Origin of the sequence: Streptomyces sp. cg40 (assembly GCF_050320165.1) — a bacterium.
Lineage (GTDB): Bacteria > Actinomycetota > Actinomycetes > Streptomycetales > Streptomycetaceae > Streptomyces > Streptomyces hokutonensis.
In genome coordinates this window covers 1,920,176-1,940,010 of sequence record NZ_CP190128.1, presented here as the reverse complement: position 1 = coordinate 1,940,010, position 19,835 = coordinate 1,920,176, and the positions used below count along the sequence as shown (strand labels likewise).

Genomic DNA, 19,835 nt, shown 5'->3' with positions numbered 1-19,835 from the left:
AGCTCGGGGTGCTAATTCCGCCTGGAGATCAACAGACTTCGCGTCAGCAGGTTCAGGCTCCAGTCCTGCCTAAGGACTTGCAGGGAATCAAGGTGTTGCTTCCCTGCAAGTCCTTAGGCGGGCGGAGGAATCTCCCGGATCATTCCCAGGGCGTCTCCGAACCGCAAGGCCAGCGACCGGTGACCATACATATCCGCAAACCCACGGCAGATCGCCGGCTCAATGCCTGCGGGCCTGGAACCGGGCAGAGTCGCGTGACAGGTCACATGCCCTTCGACTGCCACAGCTTCAGCGATCATGTCGCGGATCGTCGTCGGCATCGTGGACCTGAACGGGTTGCCCGGCCGAAAGATGCATGTCGAACACCGCTCGGACAGCACCCGCACCTCACCGGTCGCCTCATCGGCGACCGGGCAGGACACGGTGTCGTCCTCATACAAGCCTTCGGTGTCCGTCGACATAAAGGTCATCATGCCCGACCTCCCCTCACGGCCGGCTGCACTTTCGGCACTTTGCATCAGGTCACTGGTCCCAGATCAAGCCGCTCTCCGGGGCCACCCCAAGGCGCCTGATCTTCGCGAATTGTCCACGAATCGGGGCCAGTTGGAGTCGCCCGGATGGGGCCGCCGACGCCCGCCCTAGCCAGACGTCCCCCTCCCTCAGGCGCATGAAGGGGAATGGGCACCTGCCAACCACCCCTTCAGCGCGACCCCCAGCACGATGCTCCGCGTCCTGCGCCAACTCGCCAGAAGCCGCCGCAGGGCCCCCGCCGTCACCGACCTGATGGCCTACCTGCCCACTGCCGTTGACGTCGGCTACCTCCGCCACGACTTCGAAATCCCCCTGCCAGGACCGGACTTCGCCCGCCGCGTCAGCGCTCTGCTCCGCGCCAGCCACCAGGCGGGACCCGGCGTCGCGGAACTGTCCGACGGGCACACCTGCTCGCGTTGAGGAAACTGGCAGCGGCGCCTGCGGGAGGCAGCTGTCCGCCGGTTCTTCTTGCGCATCGAGCGAAGGCCGGCAGGGCGTCCGCTGCGTACGGCATCGTGCCGTGGCGACAGACGTCACTATCGCAATGCTGTACGCCGTGTCGAAGCCCTGAGCGCTAGGCACTGTCTCTTAGATCCGTCCGTGAGATTGTCGTGCTCGTGATCGAGTCCTGGGTGATCAATGACGACAGTTCTGTCCCGGTGTCGTCCGGGGTGGTGCTGGAGGCTCTTCGGTCGAGGATCGACAGGGGACAGCTTGAGACGTGGCTGATCAGTTCGTCCGGACGGTTGCTGGCCTTCACGACGAACACCGAGCGCGCGATGGTGATGCTGCTCGAAGAGGAGGGCGATCCCGGCGAGCATGCCGTGGACCCGGAATCCGAGGGGTCGAGCGACGGGTTTGTCCTGTCCAACGGGCAGCAAGACGAGTATCCGGACCAGGACACCGTGCCTATCGGTGAGGCATTCAGACTCGTGGAGCACATCGTCGGCACGGGCTCGTGGCCCGCGGACGCGCATTGGGTCGTCGATCGCTGACAGCGGTCTATCGCCGGGCCCAGATGAGGATGGCGGCGAGGTGGAGTGCGGCCTGGTAGACGATGGCGAGCTTGTCCGTTCGCATGGCCAGGCCGCGCCATTGCTTGAGCCGGTTGATGCACCGTTCGACCGTGTTGCGCTGCTTGTACGCCTCGGCGTCGAAGGCAGGCGGGCGGCCGCCGACGCGACCTCGCCGCAGACGGTGGCCGATCTGGTCGGAGGGCTGGGGGATGACAGCGCGGATCCCGCGTCGGCGGAGGTGACTTCGGATCGAGCGGGATGAGTACGCACGTTCCGCCAGGACGGTGTCCGGCCGGGTCCTTGGTCGTCCGGGCCGACCTCTCGGAACACGGATGGCAGCCATGACGGCCTCGAAGACCGGAGCATCGCCAGCTTGACCTGCGGTGACGCGGAGAGCCAGCGGCCGTGCATGGCCGTCGCTGGCGAGGTGGACCTTCGTGCTCAAGCCGCCTCGGGACCGTCCGAGCGCGTGATCGTCGGGCTCGGCCCGGCCTGGAGCCCTTTTTTCCTGGCCCCAGCGGAATGCTGGTGAGCCCGGCAGACGGTGGAATCCACCGACACGGTCCAGCCGACATCATCGCTGCCGTCCGCTGCTGACAGGAGTGCGGCGAGGATTCGCTCCCAGGTACCGTCCATGGCCCACCTGATCAGGCGTTTGTGGGCGGTCTGGAACGAGCCTAGCTCGTCTGGCAGGTCCCGCCAGGGAGAGCAGGTGCGGTACTTCCAGGCGATGGCCTCCAAGGTTCGGCGGTGATCGGCCCACCGCCGACCGCGGACCGGATCGGCCGGCATCAGCGGCTCGATCCGGCCCCACATCGCATCAGTGATCACTAATCGGACAGGCACATCCGATCAACTGACGAACCGATCAAGGAGACACGCTCTAGGCCCGCCCTCAGTAGCGGGAGCGGTTCTCATGTCAGACGGGCAGTGCGGCCATGCGTCGCGGATTGCCGAAGGCCCTGACTGAACGTCCGTTCCAGCCATACCGGCCTGGGGGATCCACTGCCCATCGGGTCGGGTCAGCGGTGGTTGCCCACCGGGGGAGGGGTTCCGTCACCGGCGGGTCAGGTTGGCGAGAGCCGTCACCAGTCCCGCAGCCAGCGTCAGGGTGGCGGTGAAGGCAACTGCCGCTCGGGTTATGGCTGTTGGATACGAGGCGTGGTCGCGGCGGGCGAGATAGCCGGCTGCCGCTGCAATGAGGACCGCAGTCAAGGTCACGAGAGCGCAGGTGAGAAGGACTACAGCGTGATGGTCGGACACGGTTGAACACCCCTACAGGTCGGTGTGACTGCTGTCGCGTCACTGACTTTCGGGGCTGGCGTGTTCATCATGGTGCGCTGGTCGAAGATGAACACGGGCGAACAATCGAGCACGGCCAGGGGGGCTCCGCGTGGGGATCGACGAGGTGCGCGATGCAGCGGCCTTGGCCGAGTTGCGGTCTCGACTTGAATCGGGACGGATAGCCCGGGGGATCAACCAGACCGACCTCGCCGGTTTGGCGGGACTGGGGCGTACAACCGTCAGTCGGGCGCTGAGCCCGGGCGCTCCGGGACCCTCTGCGGACACGGTGGGAGCGCTGGGACGCGCCTTGCGTCTGGACGTGACGGTGCTGCTGGGGCTCCTCGACACCGCCTATGGGCGCGGTTCCGCCGGCAGGGCCGACAGCCGAGTGTTGGGCAGGCCGATCCCGTTGTGGGACCCGTATGACCTCGAAATTCATTTCGCGGTAGAGGCGCCGGCCCCGGGCTACGTCTCCAGTGGTGCCCGGGACCGGAGCAGACCGGGCCGGACGGGGAGAATGCCTGCCTATGTACGCCGCCCGCACGACGAGCACCTGAGCATTGTCGTCGAGGCGGCCGTCGACGGGCACAGCGGGATGGCTGTACTGGTGGGGTCGTCTTCGACGGGCAAGACGCGTGCCTGCTGGGAGGCCATCCAGCCGTTGGCTGCTCTGGGATGGCGGCTGTGGCATCCCTCCGATCCCATCCGGGCCGAAGCAGCACTCGCTGATCTGCACCGCGTCGAGCCGCGGACCGTCGTCTGGCTGAACGATGCTCAGCACTACCTCGGTGACACGAGCGGTGAGCGGATCGCCGCCGCCGTCCACCGGCTGCTCACCGACGTATCGTCCAGCCCGGTGCTGGTCCTGGGAACCCTGTGGCCCGAATACCAAGACGACTACCTGGCTCTGCCGCGTCATGGCGAACCCGACCCGCATCCACAGGCTCGCGCACTACTGGCCGGACGACTTATCACCCTGCCGGACCGCTTCGACCACATCGCCATCAACAAGGCCAGCGCCCTCGCCGCCGCCGGAGACCGCCAACTCGACCACGCGCTGCAGCACACCGACAGCGGTCGGCTGACCCAGTTCCTCGCCGGAGCACCGGAACTCCTGCGCCGCTACGAGACAGCCGACCCACCCGTTCGCGCTCTGCTGGAAGTCGCCATGGACGCACGACGTCTCGGAGCCGGACTCCACCTGCCCGTCAACTTCCTCGAACAGGCCGTTGACGACTACCTCAACGACGACGAATACGACGATCTCGCCGACAACTGGCTAGAGCAGGCCCTCGATGACGTCACACGGCCGGTTCTCGGACGCCTTGCTCCCCTGCGGCGCACCCGGCCTCGCCCCATACAGAGGTCCTCCCCGACGCAGACCGCAACCGTGTCCTCATGCCGGCTTGCCGACTACCTGGAACAACACGGACGACGCAGCCGCGCGCGCTGGTGCCCCCCGGGATCGTTCTGGCAGGCAGCCTACGACCACCTCACCGCAGAAAGCCTCATGAATCTCGCCGAGGCCGCCCGGATCCGCCACCGTTTCCACTGGGCCAGACAACTTGCCCAACAAGCCGCCGACTTGGGCAACACCGACGCCATCGCACGTCTCGCCGAAATCCGACGCGCAAACGGCGCCGACAAGGAAGCCGACCGGCTCCTTCAACAGGCCGCCGACTCCGGCAGCATCACTGCCCTCATCCGCCTGTCCCTCATACGTCACGGGGCCGGACACCCTGACGAGGCCGAGGCCCTCGCACAGCGGGCCGCCGATGCGGGCGATACCAGGGGACTGAGCCAACTCGCCGAGATCTGTGAAACCTACGGTGACCGTAAACAGGCCGAAGCACTCGCCCTGCGAGCCGCGGCAGCAGGAGACACCGGGCCGCTCGTCCGCCTGGCCGAGAGGAGAGAGCTCGAAGGAGCCACTCAAGGGGCCGAACGGCTGGGACAACTGGCCGCCAAAGCCGGCGACACGACGGCGTTGGTACGGATCGCCGCCATCCGAGAGTCGGGCGGCCCGACGGCCCGCCACGAAGCACAGCGTCTCTACCAACGTGCCGGACGTGTAGGAAACACCAGCGCGCTCGCCCGTCTCGCCGCTGAGCGGGAAAAGGCGGGACACCGAGACGAAGCCGAACAACTCGCCCGGCGGGCCGCACGTGCCGGCCAGTCCTTCGCTCTGGTCCGGCTCGCTGAGATGCGCGAGGCAGCAGGCGCGCACCAGGAAGCCGAGAAACTCGCGCAGCAGGCCATCGACGCCGGCCACCGATTCGCCCTGATTCGCATCGCCGCCATCCGCTACGCGGCCGGGGACCGACAAGGCGCCGAAAGACTTGTTCAGCAAGCCGCCGCAGCCGGAAATCCCACCGCCGTGGCGCGCCTCGCTGAAATGATGGCGGACGCCGGAGATCTGGAGGAGGCAGAGCGCCTGGCCCGACAGGCTGCGGCGGATGGAAACCCGAGCGCGGCAGCCCGCCTGGCCGACCTGAGGGAAGCATCCGGAGACCCAGCGGGAGCGGAGGACCTGGCGTGGCTGTCAGCAGACGCGGGCGACACCAGTGCTCTCAACCGTCTCGCCGAGATGCGTGAACTCGCCGGACATCAGGAAGAGGCCGCTCGTCTCGCGTATCAGGCTGCTCAACGAGGGAGCACTTCTGCCCTGGTGCGCCTGGCCGACCTGCGAGAAGCAGCAGGCGACCATGACGGAGCGGAGGAACTGGCCCGGCTTGCCGCCGATGCAGGAGACACCCACGCTATGGCACGGGTCGCGATCATGCGCGAAATGGCAGGAGACAGACGTCAAGCCGACCGCCTCGCGTGGATCGCAGCGGATGCAGGTAATCCCAGTGCGCTCACCCGCCTTGCGCAACTGCGCGACGGGGCAGATTCCTGATCAGCTGCTCGCCAACTTCCCACTGCAGGCAGTGTGGGTGGCGCCGGTTCAGGGTGCAGCCAGCGGTCCGTCGATGTGCGAAAACACGGTTTGGAATACGTCGACCGTGACTCCCTCCACGGCCATGGGAGGGTGAGCGTAGGTGTCCCAGGTCTCGGCAAACCTGGCATGCCGGGAGAGAGCTTGGACCGTTTTGGGATCGTGCTCTCCTGACATCCCCAGCGTAGAGGTGTAGAAGCGCTTCAGATAATGGAATCGAGTCCCTGGAGAAAGACCTGCTCTATCAAGAGATTGACGCCATTTGCGATAAAGGTAGTTCACCTTTACAGGCTGGCCGTCAACGTTCGCAACGACAAGGCCGAGGTTTTCCTCCGTTCCGGCGGTGAGACCAGAGGGGATCAGGCCAGATCCGAGTGGGCCAAACTGCTCCCTGTGTCTTGCCAGTTGACTGATGAGGAAAGGGTCAACCGGCAGTTTTGCATTGCTCGACTTCGTCTTGAGTGGCGCAGCCCGCCCATGCTGCTGTTGCTCTTTGATGAACAGAAGATTCCGTGCCCAATCGATGTGATCCCATTTCAATCCGAGGGCTTCGCCGCGGCGCAGCCCGGCACAGGCGCCCAGCCACACTACGACTTCGAAGCGCGGCTCGACCTGCCGCATGGCCACAGCTGCTGCGGCAACCTGCTCGGGACTGAGGGCGATCTCGATGCGCCTTTGGACCTCGGGTAGTTCGATGCGGGACACCATGTTGGTGGGCAGTGGAACATCCTCGTCCAGCAGGTAGTGCATGAGAATGCGCCATGTCTTGAACACCTGGATCACCGAGCGAGGTGACTGAAGGCTCGGCGTGGACAGCAGATGGTCAACGAATGCTGTGGAGTCACCGCGGCGCAGAGATGCAGCCGGTCGATTGCCGACAAACGGCAGGATGTGGTTGCGGAGATGTCCCTCGTAGGCACTTACCGTGTTCTGCCTCTTCCCTCTCTCCTTCTTCCTCTTGATCATCTGTGCGGCGTAGAAAGATACCTTACGGCTGGCGTACGGCGGGCCCTCTGTGCGTTCTTCGTTGCTGTGCAGTCGCACCTCGTTCAAGCGGGTCTGCGCTTCATGCCATTCTCCGAACGAAACGCGACGTTCCTGCCCGGCGTGATCGAGGTAGCGCGCTTGCCACCGGAGGCCTCGCCCGTGATCGGCCGAAGGGTACAGAGGTCGATTCCTGGTACCGCATTTACACGGGGTGTCACCGCGATGTGGTTTCGGGTAGGACTTATGCCAACGGTCAAACGGCAGTGCTGGTCTCATCATGTCTCTCGTTGGGCAAGGCCACTCGGCTGGGCCGATTCGGCCACGGCGATGATTTGACTCCGATGCCTGCTGGCCACGGGTTGTTGCCTGCGGGCTGTATGTCACCAGCATTTCCCAGGCGGGGATCGATTATGCACAGCTGTTCATGGTGTCTGGTGTGGCATCCCGGTGGTGTCGCTGAGTGTCAGATCGTGAACCGTCACCAGACCCGCGACTCCTGTCCCTCGGTATGCAGATCCGCCGCCTCAGAGAGGAACGTGACTACAGCCTGGAGGAGCTCGCAGAGCGCAGCGGGCTGAGTTTTCGCGGCCTCATCTACATTGAGCACGGGCAGCGCAATCCCAGTGCTCTGACTCTCGTCGACATTGCTGTTGCGCTCGGTGTCGCACCCGGTGAGCTCATCAATCACCTGGCGGACGGTCGCTCTACCGAATCCGCCCCGCGGTAGCAACATCAAGCCGCATGCAGGTAATGGCCAGTGCTTGCCGACGCGGGCCTGGCCGTCTTCGAGTAGTAGGCCGATGGCTCATGCAGTGCTCAGAGCCTGTGGATCGGCAGGCAAAGATCCCAACCCGCCGGCGCAGGAACCTCGTTGACGCCTGCCCTGCGCCTGATTGAAGGGGCCGACTGCCGACACTGCTGGAGGCCCGCCTCCGGCACGGGCACTACGACTGTTCCCGGGTGTCGAGCCACTCCGTCCTGCGGGGGAGCACGCCCTCGACTCCTTACGGACGCCGCTCCGTCCCCGATATTGATTCGATCAATATCGACGTGCATTTCGTCAATCATGGACAGCTGAATCAAGTCGAAAGAGGGAACATGCCTACCAACCCAGCCGCGTCCAACTCGATCGACGTACCGCAAGGCCTCGCGGGCGTCATCGTCACCGACACCGCACTCGGTGACGTCAGAGGACTGGAAGGCTTTTATCACTATCGCCAATACTCAGCCGTCGATCTTGCGCGGACCCGAGGCTTCGAGGACGTCTGGTACCTGATGGTCCACGGCGAGCTGCCGGAGGCTGCGCACCTGTCCGCGTTCGCCGCGCAGACAGCGGAACTCCGCCGTCTGCCCGAGGACGCGCGCGCTGTACTGCCCGCCCTCGCCGCAGCGACCGGCGCCTCGGGCCCGCTTGCCGGTCTACGGACTGCGCTGTCCCTTCTCGGGGCCTCGAAGGGGTTCCGGCCGGTGTACGACATCGACGCCGACCAACGGTGCGCGGACACGGTCGTGGCCGCGGCGGCCGTACCCACGCTGCTGACGGCGCTGTACCGGCTCGGGCAGGGCCTCGAACCGGTGGAGCCGCGGACGGATCTGCCGTACGCCGCGAACTACCTCTACATGCTGACGGGTTCGGAACCGGACGCGGACCGGGCGAGGGCGATCTAGCAGTACTTGATCTCGACCATTGACCATGGATTCAACGCATCAACGTTCACGGCGAGAGTGATCGCATCGACCGGGGCGGACGTGGCGGCCGCTCTGGCCGGCGCGGTGGGGGCGCTCTCCGGTCCCCTCCACGGCGGTGCTCCGAGCCGTGCGCTGGACACGCTGGATGCGATCGGCAGCCGGGACCGTATCGATCCGTGGATCCGGCAGCACGTCCTTGCCGGGGATCGCATCATGGGCTTCGGCCACCCCGTCTACCGGACCGAGGATCCCCGTTCCCGCATGCTGCGTGGCATCGCGGAACAGTTCGGCGGCTCGCTGGTCGACTTCGCGGTCGAGGTCGAACAGTGCGTGGAGGCAATCCTGGCGGAACTCAAGCCCGGCCGCGAACTCCACACGAATGTCGAGTTCTACGCGGGCGTGGTCATGGAACTGTGCGGCCTGCCGCGGGAGATGTTCACCCCGACGTTCGCGGCGGCGCGCGTGGTCGGCTGGGGAGCGAACATCCTGGAACAGGCAGCCGATTCGAAGATCATCCGTCCAGCGGCGCGGTACGTCGGACCGCAACCGCCAGTGGCGGTACCGACCATCGCCTGATCCTGGCTCGCGCATACGCCTCCGTGGAATATCCAGGAAATCCTGCCGCCAGGCGCGGATCCTTGAAGATCTACGTCGCCGGCGCTCCGGCGGTCCATCGGATTCCCGCACGTCATGATCGGGCACCGTGACCTCGCCGCACTCAGAACTGGCCGCTTCCCGGTCGGCGCTGACACAATCCCCGTATGTCCGAGACCTGGGTCGTCGCCGACGACGGCCGTGACGACGGTAGCGTGCCGCTCCCATTCTCTTCGCCGCCCATCGACTGCTACGTCCTGGACGATGTCACCGAGGACGACTTCCCGGACATCATCTGTGAACGCCCCTGCACCGACCCGGACTGTGAGTGCGACGGTTGCTCCGACGAGCGGTATCTCGTGCGTGATGCGTTCATCGGGAGCAGTCAGCCCCTACTTGCGGAGAGCGTTGCCTTCGACCACCTCGGGGAGTCGATGTTCTGGGCTCATCTCGCCCTCTTTGAGCACCCTGACGACCTCAGCCGGCTCTTCTACGGCATCGACATGTCGTACAACATCATGTACAGCCACGAGGGCTGCCGGAGTTTCTGGGCCTACAGCGATAACCGCGCGACGGCGGTGGAACTGTACGAATCCCTCGTTCGCTCTCCCGCCATCGCGAAGTTCCTGGGCTGGGACGAGAGCGACGTGCCAGGCGCCCCGCTGAGGCCGGCCGGACGCTGCACGACACGCGACAGCTCTACTTCAGTGCCGGCCCTGCGGGTCGTGCGGTCCTAACTCGCACGGAACGGTGAACGGCGAGCCACCGCCGGGAGCCGTTTAGCGGGGTCGGAACCCCCACCTTCCGAACTGGTCAGGATTGCCGTCCTGCCCTTGTGCTGTCAGGTCTTGGCGCATACGGAGCTGGACAGCCTGAGCCGGATCCAGTTCGAAATCGCTCGCCAGGACCTGGCTTCGCGCTCCGCTCCGGCAAATGCCCATTCTCGGCCATAGTGCCATAAGCAGGTTTTCCGCCCGCTTGCTGTGCTCAGACTTCAGCCCGGGGACCGGCGGATGAACGCCCGGTCGGCAGCTAGGGGGATGGCTGAATGGCGGATGAGCCGACGGAGACCGCTTGGCGTATCCAGGCAGCTGTTGCGGATTGGACAGCCAAGGCTGATGCGAAAGCGTCGTTCGCCCTGACGACGCAATCCACGGCGTTGGCTGTCTTGGGGCTGCTTACAACTTCCAAACGAGCGGCAGGTGATCTCGACTCCCCTGTGCCGCGGCTGTTGTTGTGGGTCGGGGTCCTGCTCATGGTGGCCGGAGTCAGCTGCGCGGCTTGGGCGATCTCACCCAACCTCCGTAAGGAGCGACGAGGGCCGGAGAGCGGCGACGACTTCCTGTACTTCGGGCACGTCCGGCACCTGGACCCGGCAGTGCTGGAAGCCGCGCTGAGAGACAAAGACCCCTTGCCCTCACTGTCCCGGCAAGTGGTGGTGATGAGCGAAATCGCCTGGACCAAGCACCGCCGCGTGCAGTGGTCGCTGATGTTGGCGGTCGCGGGCTGCGCCGCCTTCGGCCTGGCAACCGTGGTCGCATGACACACCGGGAGGGCACCGTGATGAACTTCCGCTCCCTGGTATCCGCCGACGTATGGCGTGACTTGATCGAGCGAGGACGACGACGGACCTACCCGTCCAACGCCGTGCTCCTCGCCCAGGGCGAGTCACCCGACTGCGTGATCGCACTGGCCGACGGTCTGGTGAAGGTCACGCAGAGCAACGAGTGCGGCGACGAGTTGACTCTGATGCTGCGTGGACCGGGCGAAGTCCTCGGGGAAATGGGCGCCTTGCTCGGCCGCCCCCGCTCAGCCACCGTCACAGCGACACGACGCTGTACCGGTGTCGTTCTGCCCGCACATGCCTTCCGCGGCTACGTGGAACGCCACCGTCTGGAGACGGTCATCTACCAACTGACCGTCGAACGGCTCAACAGCCACGAACGCTTACGGGCTGACCTGGTGCACCTGCCCACCCTCGCCCGGGTGGCCCGCGTGGTAAGCCACCTCGCGGACGAAGTCGGCCACCCCCAGGGGACGACCGGCACGCTGGTGGAACTGGGCATGCCCCGTGCAGAGCTGGCCACGATGGCGGCGATGCGCCGCTCGTCCGCACTCGCAGCCCTGGGCGAGCTTCAGGCCGCCGGCATCCTCACACTCGGCCGTCGGCGCCTGATCATCACCGACGCGGACCGTCTCAGGGCGGTCGCCCGGGGCGAGGAGCCGCCCGCCGGCAAGAGCCGCAAGGACGCCACTCCCGCGATGTGACTCACCGCACCCCCGTACCGTCCAACGCTGGACTATTGCGTTTTCGCCTCTCCACGAGGGTGGCCTTCGCCGCGATTTGCGCGGCGACACACACCGTCATGTGAGAGAGGAGCGGCACATGTTGCCGACCTGGGAGCCGTTGTGGCCCTACCGGGCCGTCCTGGCCGTGGACGCCCGGAACTTCAGTGCGCTGGACAGCAAAGGCATGCAGCAAGTGAACGCCGACATCCTGCCGTTGCTGTCCGAGGCGCTCAGCGCCAGCAACGTGAGCGCTCAGTGGCAGCTGCGGGTGTTCGGCCAGCATGCCGGCGACAGCTACGTCGCCGGCATGGACCCGGAGGTGTTGCCCGCGCTGGTGGGCTGCTTCCCCAGTGCCCTGAGGCAGGCACTGGGCCGCCGCCGCGCGGATACTCCCGCCAGTACGCCCCTGCAGCTCAGGGTCAGCATCCATGTCGGCCCGCTGCCGCACACCGGGCTGGGCGTACCGATGGTGCACACCCACCGGCTCCTGGACGACGACGCACTGCGCACCCTGCTGAACCGTGCGAATCCGGAGATCACCAACACCGCAGTGATCATTTCGCAACGCGTCTACGAGGACGTTTTCGAAAGCGGCTGCGTCAACGGCGACGTCCTGCCCGACCAGTTCATGCGCCACCTGGTGAAAGTGAAGAAGTTCCAGCAGCCGGCCTATGTCCACATCCCCGGCTTCGACTGGCGGCTCGCGGATCCCGACATCTTCGAACCCCTCGACACCACGGACGCGCCCGCAGAGCCGCCGGCCCCCGCGTCCGGAGCATCCCCTCAGCCGGTACCCCCGGCCCCGGGCACGGTGAGCTTCAGCCAAACGGGCAAGCACGGCATCCAGGCCTACAACCACTTCGGCTCCGGGCGGGGGCAGTGATGATCGACAACGAACAAGGCCAGCAAGCAGTCACGGAGACCACGTCGCCGTCGGCGGAAACCCCATCGGTGGAGCCCGTCGAGCCGAACCAGCCCGCAGGCGCCCCTCCATCGCCAGAGGCCGGCGAGCCGATCGGCCAGCCTCAGTCCGGCTCAGTGAGCTTCAGTCAGTCCGGTGAACACGGCATCCAGGCCTACAACCTGCACCTCAACGGTGAGCAGGTCATCCCCGTCCCCATCACCGAGACCGACCCGGCCTACAAGGCGAGCCAGGAGGGCCGGTTTGTTCCACCGCGGACCGCGCAACCCTGGGCAGCCGCCTCCAAGCACTTGGACGAGTACGGCATCGTCGTCCTGTGCGCACCCCCCGGCACGGGTCGCCGCACGGCCGCGGTACGCCTGTTGCGCACCGTGACGAACCGTCCGCTGGCCCTGTTCGAACTCGACCCGGAGTGGTCCAAGCCGTCGGTGCAGCCGCTGCCGAAAGACAGTGAGGCCGGATACGTCCTCGATCTCTCCGATCTCCCCGAGGAACCCGAGGAACACCTGGGCAGTGACCTCGTCCGCCACGGGGAGGACCTCCGCAAGAAGGGCTCCTTCCTCGTCATCCTGGCCACCCCCGCGGACTGGTTCGGCCACTGGGCCGAACCCACCTTGCCGTTCACCGTCCGCCTGGAATCACCCGACGCGAAGGCACTCGTGACGGCGGAACTCACCGCCCGCCACCGAGGCGAGCGGGTGACCTGGCTGAACGAAACCGCCTTTACCGGCATCTGGGAGGCCAATCCGTCCGCGCGCGCGGCGTGGCTTCTGGCCGGAAAACTCATCCAGGCGTCGGGCCCTGAGCAGATCCAGGACATCATCACCGAGTTCGGCGACTGGCACACCGACGTCGAAAGGCTCCTGCGCAAAGACCGGACCAACCAGAGCGACGCCCAACTGCTGTCCATCCGGGTCACGGTCTGGGCCGGTGCCCTCCTGCACGGAGGACAGCGCAGTTCCGTCATCCGTGCAGCCGACGATCTCCTGACCCGACTGGGACTTGCCCGCACCCCGGCCAACGTCCTGACGGACGCCACGACCTCAAGCCGGTTGGCCGCCGCGCAAATCACCAGCAACGGAAGCCTGGCCCTCCACGACGAGAAGAAGGACGGCCTGCCCTCTGCCATCCTGCGGCACCTGTGGGACGAGTTCCCCACCCAGCATGAGTTGCTTCGGTCCTGGGTCACCGGCATCGCCGCGGACCGGATCATCCCGGAAGAAGATGCCCGCCTTGTCGCCAAGGCCCTGCTGCGCCTCGCGGTGGACCGCCACGACCGGACCATCCTCGACGGCCTGGCCGACGGCCTCGTCGGCGCCCGACGCTGGCTGGCCGTGGAGGCGCTGACCGAAGCCGCCGGCGATGCCGAACTCGGCCGCTACGTCAGGGATCGTCTGCGTACGTGGATGGATGCCAAGAACCCGTCCGAGGCCAAGGTCGAGCTCGTCATCGAGATCTGCGGCGGCGCCTGGGGTGTTGAGTACCCAGCGCTCGCCCTGACGAGGCTGGGCAAGGCGGCAGGCCGCGCCGGCTACGGTTCCGTCACCCTGGCCAACGCCTTCCGCGAGCTGACCGTGCACCGGCCGACGGAGGTACACAAGGCCATCGACCAATGGCTCAGCGACATGGAACGCCGCCAGACCGATGCGAACCTGCGCAGGCAGACCCTCGGCGCCTTCCTGGCCCTCGTCTCCAGCGGCGAGGGAACGGACCTGGTCCTCAACACCTACAGCCCCGAGACCCGACTGCGCATCGTCCACGCGTGGCAGAGCCTGCTGCTGACCGATGACGCCGTGGACGTGGCTCTCTCGCAACTGAAGCAGTGGCACCAGCGCTTCGAGGACGACCCCGAGCGCAGGGAACACCTGCTGGACGTGCTCGCCGACATCCTTACCCCACCGAGCCTGCGCCCCCGTCTGGACCGCCTCATGGTGACGGAGGAAGCGGCCATCCATCCGTTCTGGACGGACGTCCTGGTGCAAGCAGTCAACCGCTACGAGGCGTCCAAGGAGGAATCGTCTCCTTGAGCCACGGACCCGCCCCCTGGTGGAGCAGGCGGCGCTGCCGGATCAGATCGCAGTGGCCCACCTCTCTGCCCGGTATCCGTTTCTGCGCCCGCGGCACCCTCACCTACCAGGCCCCCGCCCACATCAGAGCCAAGGGAACCGCCTCCGCCCAAGCTGCAGCACGACTTGCCATGGACCAACTCGGACGCGGCATCACCCAAGATCACCGTCCCGAACAACTCGACACCGCCCAGGAAAACCTCACGCTCGCGGCTGCCCACTGGCACACCACGGAGGACACCCCGGGACTCTGGTTGAAAGCACGCATCACCCTGATGCTCACCGAGCAGGACGCCGGCCGGGCACAGAGATTCCAGGACGCGTTGCGTGACGTGACACTTCAGCTCGAACAGGAGCAGGAGCGCCGCGACCTGTTCCGCCAGGCAGTCTTCAACGCCCCGGACACCACACGGATGTGGTGGCTCGAACGCCACCTGGACCAGCTGGAGACCCTCGACTGGGGCGACTTCAACGAGAAGATCCTTCCGCTGGTCGGTGCAGCGGACGACATCCAGTCCAAGGCCGAACGCATCGCCCGGACCGTCCTGTACGTCTGGGAAAAACTGGGCAACGACCCCGGACAGCACGCACGGTTCACCACCACCGTGCGCACCATCGCCGAGCAGATGGGATGGGCCGATGCCCCCTGGGCGTCGTCGGACGACCCGGCCGCCACCGACGCACCTGGCAGCGGTGGCGACCCGGGCACGTCCGACCCCCTCGCCGGGATGGGCGCAGGACGATGAAACTGATCGCCCTGCGCTGGCTGCTCGACCCGGCAACCAGCCTCCTGGCCCTGCGGTTACGTGCTCAAGAACCACGCCGCATGTCCTACGACGCGGCCTGGCGGCTCGCGCGGGTCACCCGGCATCCCGACGAAATGGTGTACCGCCACCATGGACACCTCGGCGAGGACTCTCCCGACCAAACACCGTAGGCGAACTACAGGTACGGGAATCCATCCGCTCTCTGGCGGAGACCTGATGCTGGATGCGCAACTACCGCTCGGCGCACCCGCGCTGCGCCGTCCGAGCGTGGCGGCATCACGCTTCACCACTGCTGCTGCGGCCAGTCGGCTCGCACCGAGCGCTGGACTGGCCTCGGCTCACGCAAGCACGCGGCAGCGTTCTGCGCGCCGAGCACGGGACCTGCGTGCGCGATCACACGGCGAGAGTGATCGCACCAACCGGACGGACGTGGCGGCCGCGCTGGCTGGCGCGGTGGGGCACTCTCCGTCTCTCCGGTCCCCTCCACGGCGGTGCCGCGGGCCGTGCGCTGGACACGCTGGATGTGATCGGCAGCCGGGACTGTATCGATCCGTGGATCCGGCAACACGTCCTTGCCGGGGATCGCATGATGGGCTTTGGCCACCCCGTCTACCGCATCGAGGATCCCCGTTCCCGCATGCTGCGCTGCATCGCGGAACAGTTCGGAGGCCCGCTGGTCAACTTCGCGATCGAGGTCGAGCAGCGCGTGGAGGCAATACTGTTGGAACTCAAGCCCGGCCGCGAACTCCACACGAACGTCGAGTTCTACGCGGGCGTGGTCATGGAACTGTGCGGCCTGCCGCGGCAGATGTGCACCCTGACGTTCGCGGCGGCCCGAGTGATCGGCTGGGGAGCGAACATCCTCGAACAGGCAGAAGACTCGAAGATCATCCGGCCGATGGCACGGTAGCGCCGGTCCGAACCACGGGGCCCGCTGTGGGTCACAATGCGGGGTCGATGATGCTCCATCGTCCGGGGACAGAGGCGTGCAGGTTCTGGCGTGCAGCGGGCGGAAGCGTGTGGGGGCAGCCGTTGTTCAGATGGATGATCGACTGCCACAGGCGGTAGCCGAGTTCGAGGTGGAGGCGCCAGTGATTCTGACGCCCCGTGATGAGCTGCCTCTCTTCGTGGAGTTCAAGGAGGCTTGCCGCGAGGAGGAGGCCAGCGGTGGCGGAGAGGAACGGTAGAGCCGCGTCCGCGCTGCCCGGAGTGGTGGGGTTCGCGGGGCCGGTACTGCAGAGGAAGCTGCTGGTTTGGGCGGTGGGGATGCGGCATGCCGGGCAGTCGTCGCGATCGGGGATGTGGCGATGAAGTTCTGCAGTCCAGTTGGGGGAGGTTGTGGCGTGTAGGAGGACTGGCTGTCCGAGCGCCGCGATCTGTGCGCGAACGTCGCGCTCGTTGGCAAGGGGCAGGACGAGGTCGTAACGGGGAAAGTCTGCCAAGTCGGGCCACGTGTCGTACCAGTAGGGGTGCGGGTGTGCACCGATGAGCTCGGCGGTGATGCTCGCCTTGTGCCGGGGTTCTCCGTGTGGCAGTGCGTTCGGCCAGCCTGCGTCGGCCGCTGTCATGCCCAGGCAGCGGTTGGTGTTGTGCAGCTCGGCGAGGTCACCGTCGACTACGTCCCATTGGCCGACGACACCGATCTCGCGCAGCCAGTAGAAGAGTGCCTGACTGACGGCTCCGGCTCCGACAACGAGAGTGTTCCCGGCATCGACGGGTCCGGTCTGGCTTGTGGTGCCGGCGTCTGCATCAGCGGTGCGTTCGAGTGGGTTCAGGCGTGTGGGACGGATCGCGTTGCCGTGAGCTGCGCGGAAGGCCATGGTGGCGGCCAGGCATGCTGCGGTAGCGGCGCCGAGGAGGTGCTCCTCCTCAGGCGTCGAGGATGCGGGGCAGGGCGCGGTGGCGATTTCTCCGCGGCCGCCGTGCCAGCCCAGGTAGAGGTCGAGCCGTTGTGGCAGCTTCGTTCCGATGCCGATGGTGATCGCATCGGCCGGGATAGAGGCGGGGGTTCGGGCGGTCGTGAGCGCCAGGACCGGGTTGATGCTGGTGACCGTGGCGACCATGGCGTCAGCCAGCGTGGGGGCGTCCACGAGTGCCTGGGCCCACAAGTCATCCGTCGGCACGACGAGGTGAAGCCGACGGTGCACCCGGGCGAGCATGTTCACCAAGGCGAGGGCCGCAACCTGTGCCGGGCGGCTTGTTGCGTCGGAGGCGACGAGGACAGCGATAGGGCGGGTCAGAGCATCTGTGTCCGCCCCGTATTGAAGGGTACGGGCATCACGCTCGGCGTAGAAGCGTCTGGCGATGTCGTTCACCCGAGCTCCTGGATGCTGAGGTGGGCGGGGATGCTGATCATCGCGCCCGGGTCGGTGACGAGGACCCAGCGTCCGTCTTGGTACTGGTGGAGTCCCGCGCCTTGTCCAGGCTGGAGTGCCCCGGTGCCATAAGCGGCGACGACGAGGGAGAACATGCCCGCGAAGGGCATGAGGACTAGCTGGTCGTCACCGTCGGAGTGGCGGGTGTCTTGGCCAGGGTGTGAGTGCACCTGGGCGATGACGCCGAGACCTCTGGCACGAGCGGTGCGGGCGACGGCTCCTACGGTGTTCTCATCGAGGTGGACACGGCCGGGGCTGGTGACGGCGGGCGGTGTGGCGGCGGCAAGTACCAGGGCCGTAGCGTCCTGGATGCGGCCAAGCCACAGGACCACTCCTTCGTGGCGGCGCCCGTCGGAGCCGCTGCTTACCTGAAGGGCTGCACGGGTCGGAGCGAGAACGCTTTCCGCCACCAGGAGCCGCCCGCGGGCCGGGCCGGTGGGCAGCGGGGTGCGTCGGTGGACCGTCATGACGCCATCCCGGGGCTGACGGCGAGGTGCAGACGCAGCGTATTGAGCATGTCGGCGAGCGTGTGGGCCCGGGTGTAGGCGGAAGCTGCCGTCTTCCACTGGCCGGGGCCACCCCAGTCACCGTGCGGGCCGCTGTGCTCGCTGTACGCGAGCCGGTTCCAGGGAGCGCAGATGACCAGGTTCGAGTGGAAGACCGATCCGGCGATCATCGGGCCAGTGCCGGCGAGCGGAAAGGCGCTGCGGGGGTTGGCCCCCTGGTCGTCGCGGCAGGTCCAGGCAGGCGGGAAGGCCGGGTAATCGGTGAGGTCTGCCTCGAAGCGCACCTGCGTGTCCGTGACCGGGTGGCGTGTTTCCGCGGTCAGCGTCTGGTTGTCGGGGTCAACACAGACTGTCCAACGGTGGCGATCGGCCCAGGCGGTGATGGCCGGAGTCTCGCTGACCATCACCGCACGGGTCACCTGCTCAGGGAGCACGTCAGACCCCGCCGCCGATGTCGACGAGTTCCAGGGTGTCACCGTTGTGGACGTGGGCGGCGACCAGGCTGAGGTCGCGGTTGAGGACCTCACCCTCACTGTTCTGGAACGAGGGCGTGCCGCCGGCGTAGCCGAACTGCTGGGCTGCGTAGGCGGCAGCGGCGCCGACGGTCTGGGTCCGCGGGAAGTGGAAGGTCCTCGGGTCAGGGTCGCGGGGAGCGTAGACGATGACGGTGAGCTGGCTGTGCTGCGATCCGGCCTCGGCATGATCGGGAGTGGTGACGTGCTCGGTCATGAAGTGCTCCTTACAGGAGACGGCAGAGCGGAGTCGCGCGCCATGCGTGCTCCGAGTGGCTGCCGCCGTGGTGCGGTTCGCGCCTCGGCAGTTGTCGCCTGTCCCAGGATGCACACCCCAGACTAGTTTCGCAAGCATGCCTTCTATGTCAGCCAAACTATCCTCGCAAGGGATGATGATGCGCTACCCCGAGGACCTCAAAGTCGAGGCGGGGCGTCCGCGCGGAGGTGCTAGTGGCCCGAGCCGGAGATGATGCCGAGGTTCATCAGGCGGAAGCTCATCGCCTGCGTGCTGATCTCGAACTCGCGAGCCAGTGCATCCACGAGGTCGTCGGCGGATGGCGCCGACACTCTGGCCGCGCCGGCCCGGACCATGACCTCCGGCGCGAGCAGCGCTGCGGCGAAGCGGTTGGCCTCGATCTCTTCCCGGTCGGTCGCCATACTCGACACGGAGTCGCGATAGTTGATGCGCAGGTCGGAATCCAGAATCAGCGGACGACCGCGATGTAGCAGGAGATGGCCGAGTTCGTGCGCCACCGTGAACTTCCGGCGGTTCTTCGTATGAGTCTGGTTGATGCCGATCACCTGCTGCCCGTCGTTGCGCAGCAGCATGCCGGAAACATCGGACGCCAGATCCTGTGGGACAACCGTCACTCCGAGCTGCTTGGCCAGCCCGTAAGGATCGATCGGCGGCTTGTCGAGACTGAACTTCTCCAGCAGCGCCTTGGCCGCAGCATCAGCCCTTGCCATGATTCGCCTCCATGACTTGCTGGGCGGCCTGCGTAACGGCGGCAACAGCGTCCGCGAGGTGAACGGGGAGGTCGCTCGCAGTCGGAGTCTGGGACAGATCCGGGATGAGTTCCGCTGACTGCACTCGCACCGCCGCCGCGATCTTGGCCAACCGGAACAGCGAGGTGGACTGGGTGCCGGACTCGATATTCGTGATTGATCCCCGCGTCAGCCCAGCCAGACGCGCCAGCGCGCTCTGAGTCAGTTCTGCCTCCTCGCGAGCAGCACGAACCCGCGCCCCCACTTCCTTGTTGAACGCCTGCTCGTCCATCCCGAAGCCTCCAGTAAGGTCAGTCACGCTGACATCTCTACCACGCTACTACCGGGATCCATTCAATCGGCCTCCCCTTTCAC

Annotated in this window: 22 protein-coding genes and 1 pseudogene; 13 read left to right on the top strand and 10 right to left on the bottom strand. The window is 66.4% G+C overall.

Annotated features, from left to right (window positions below):
- Window positions 1-113: 113 nt before the first annotated feature.
- Entirely contained in the window at window positions 114-461 is a 348-nt protein-coding gene (locus ACQHII_RS08640; RefSeq protein ID WP_427918705.1) for a hypothetical protein, read from the bottom strand.
- 259 nt (window positions 462-720) lie between these two features.
- Here ACQHII_RS08640 and ACQHII_RS08635 point away from each other — a divergent pair, with 259 nt between their 5' ends.
- Window positions 721-951: a hypothetical protein gene (locus tag ACQHII_RS08635; protein ID WP_427918704.1), complete on the top strand. Its 231-nt coding sequence runs from the start codon at window positions 721-723 to the stop codon at window positions 949-951.
- 197 nt (window positions 952-1,148) lie between these two features.
- The gene (locus tag ACQHII_RS08630; protein WP_307783011.1) at window positions 1,149-1,526 is read left to right on the top strand and encodes a hypothetical protein; all 378 of its coding nucleotides are present in this window, start codon (window positions 1,149-1,151) and stop codon (window positions 1,524-1,526) included.
- A 7-nt stretch (window positions 1,527-1,533) separates the two neighbouring features.
- Here ACQHII_RS08630 and ACQHII_RS08625 read toward each other — a convergent pair.
- A protein-coding gene (locus ACQHII_RS08625) for an IS5 family transposase (RefSeq protein WP_427925257.1) occupies window positions 1,534-2,363 on the bottom strand; the annotation gives its coding sequence in 2 pieces (ribosomal slippage) (window positions 1,534-2,055 and window positions 2,058-2,363; 828 coding nt in all).
- A 240-nt stretch (window positions 2,364-2,603) separates the two neighbouring features.
- Window positions 2,604-2,768: a hypothetical protein gene (locus ACQHII_RS08620; RefSeq protein WP_427918703.1), complete on the bottom strand. Its 165-nt coding sequence runs from the start codon at window positions 2,766-2,768 to the stop codon at window positions 2,604-2,606.
- Between the two features lie 172 nt (window positions 2,769-2,940).
- Here ACQHII_RS08620 and ACQHII_RS08615 point away from each other — a divergent pair, with 172 nt between their 5' ends.
- Window positions 2,941-5,730 carry a transcriptional regulator gene (locus tag ACQHII_RS08615; RefSeq protein ID WP_427918702.1) on the top strand — a complete coding sequence of 930 codons (2,790 nt, stop codon included), beginning with the start codon at window positions 2,941-2,943 and terminating at the stop codon, window positions 5,728-5,730.
- Between the two features lie 48 nt (window positions 5,731-5,778).
- Here the strand turns inward: ACQHII_RS08615 and ACQHII_RS08610 are convergent, their stop codons facing one another.
- On the bottom strand, window positions 5,779-6,735 hold the full coding sequence (locus tag ACQHII_RS08610; RefSeq protein ID WP_427918701.1) for a tyrosine-type recombinase/integrase: 957 nt from the start codon (window positions 6,733-6,735) through the stop codon (window positions 5,779-5,781).
- A 529-nt stretch (window positions 6,736-7,264) separates the two neighbouring features.
- Between ACQHII_RS08610 and ACQHII_RS08605 the strand changes: the two genes are divergently transcribed.
- From ACQHII_RS08605 to ACQHII_RS08560, 10 genes and pseudogenes are all read left to right on the top strand, one after another.
- Entirely contained in the window at window positions 7,265-7,483 is a 219-nt protein-coding gene (locus ACQHII_RS08605) for a helix-turn-helix domain-containing protein (RefSeq protein ID WP_427918700.1), read from the top strand.
- 371 nt (window positions 7,484-7,854) lie between these two features.
- Window positions 7,855-9,021, top strand: a pseudogene (locus ACQHII_RS08600) (citrate synthase).
- A 185-nt stretch (window positions 9,022-9,206) separates the two neighbouring features.
- Complete coding sequence (locus ACQHII_RS08595; protein ID WP_427918699.1) at window positions 9,207-9,776, top strand: hypothetical protein; 570 nt, start codon at window positions 9,207-9,209, stop codon at window positions 9,774-9,776.
- Between the two features lie 311 nt (window positions 9,777-10,087).
- Window positions 10,088-10,582 carry a Pycsar system effector family protein gene (locus ACQHII_RS08590; RefSeq protein ID WP_427918698.1) on the top strand — a complete coding sequence of 165 codons (495 nt, stop codon included), beginning with the start codon at window positions 10,088-10,090 and terminating at the stop codon, window positions 10,580-10,582.
- Entirely contained in the window at window positions 10,579-11,307 is a 729-nt protein-coding gene (locus ACQHII_RS08585) for a Crp/Fnr family transcriptional regulator (protein ID WP_427918697.1), read from the top strand. Before ACQHII_RS08590 ends, ACQHII_RS08585 begins: the two co-directional genes overlap by 4 nt.
- A gap of 118 nt (window positions 11,308-11,425) precedes the next feature.
- Entirely contained in the window at window positions 11,426-12,211 is a 786-nt protein-coding gene (locus ACQHII_RS08580; protein WP_427918696.1) for a hypothetical protein, read from the top strand.
- A gap of 155 nt (window positions 12,212-12,366) precedes the next feature.
- A complete protein-coding gene (locus ACQHII_RS08575; RefSeq protein WP_427918695.1) occupies window positions 12,367-14,277 on the top strand; it encodes a hypothetical protein in 1,911 nt (636 codons plus the stop codon).
- The gene (locus ACQHII_RS08570; RefSeq protein WP_427918694.1) at window positions 14,274-15,062 is read left to right on the top strand and encodes a hypothetical protein; all 789 of its coding nucleotides are present in this window, start codon (window positions 14,274-14,276) and stop codon (window positions 15,060-15,062) included. Before ACQHII_RS08575 ends, ACQHII_RS08570 begins: the two co-directional genes overlap by 4 nt.
- On the top strand, window positions 15,059-15,253 hold the full coding sequence (locus ACQHII_RS08565; protein WP_427918693.1) for a hypothetical protein: 195 nt from the start codon (window positions 15,059-15,061) through the stop codon (window positions 15,251-15,253). Before ACQHII_RS08570 ends, ACQHII_RS08565 begins: the two co-directional genes overlap by 4 nt.
- Before the next feature lie 53 nt (window positions 15,254-15,306).
- A complete protein-coding gene (locus ACQHII_RS08560) occupies window positions 15,307-15,993 on the top strand; it encodes a citrate/2-methylcitrate synthase (protein ID WP_427918692.1) in 687 nt (228 codons plus the stop codon).
- A 31-nt stretch (window positions 15,994-16,024) separates the two neighbouring features.
- On the opposite strand, the gene ACQHII_RS08555 is transcribed toward ACQHII_RS08560, so the two are convergent.
- The 6 genes from ACQHII_RS08555 to ACQHII_RS08530 form a co-directional block, all read right to left on the bottom strand.
- Entirely contained in the window at window positions 16,025-17,398 is a 1,374-nt protein-coding gene (locus tag ACQHII_RS08555) for a hypothetical protein (protein WP_427918691.1), read from the bottom strand.
- Complete coding sequence (locus ACQHII_RS08550) at window positions 17,395-17,925, bottom strand: Mov34/MPN/PAD-1 family protein (protein WP_427918690.1); 531 nt, start codon at window positions 17,923-17,925, stop codon at window positions 17,395-17,397. Before ACQHII_RS08550 ends, ACQHII_RS08555 begins: the two co-directional genes overlap by 4 nt.
- Window positions 17,922-18,398, bottom strand: a complete 477-nt coding sequence (locus ACQHII_RS08545) for a hypothetical protein (RefSeq protein WP_427918689.1) — start codon at window positions 18,396-18,398, stop codon at window positions 17,922-17,924. The genes ACQHII_RS08550 and ACQHII_RS08545 overlap by 4 nt, the downstream gene beginning before the upstream one ends.
- A 1-nt stretch (window position 18,399) precedes the next feature.
- A complete protein-coding gene (locus ACQHII_RS08540; RefSeq protein WP_427918688.1) occupies window positions 18,400-18,693 on the bottom strand; it encodes a hypothetical protein in 294 nt (97 codons plus the stop codon).
- A 230-nt stretch (window positions 18,694-18,923) separates the two neighbouring features.
- Window positions 18,924-19,442, bottom strand: coding sequence for an ImmA/IrrE family metallo-endopeptidase (locus tag ACQHII_RS08535; RefSeq protein ID WP_427918687.1), 519 nt, complete (start codon window positions 19,440-19,442; stop codon window positions 18,924-18,926).
- On the bottom strand, window positions 19,429-19,752 hold the full coding sequence (locus ACQHII_RS08530) for a helix-turn-helix domain-containing protein (RefSeq protein ID WP_427918686.1): 324 nt from the start codon (window positions 19,750-19,752) through the stop codon (window positions 19,429-19,431). Before ACQHII_RS08530 ends, ACQHII_RS08535 begins: the two co-directional genes overlap by 14 nt.
- Window positions 19,753-19,835 lie beyond the last annotated feature (83 nt).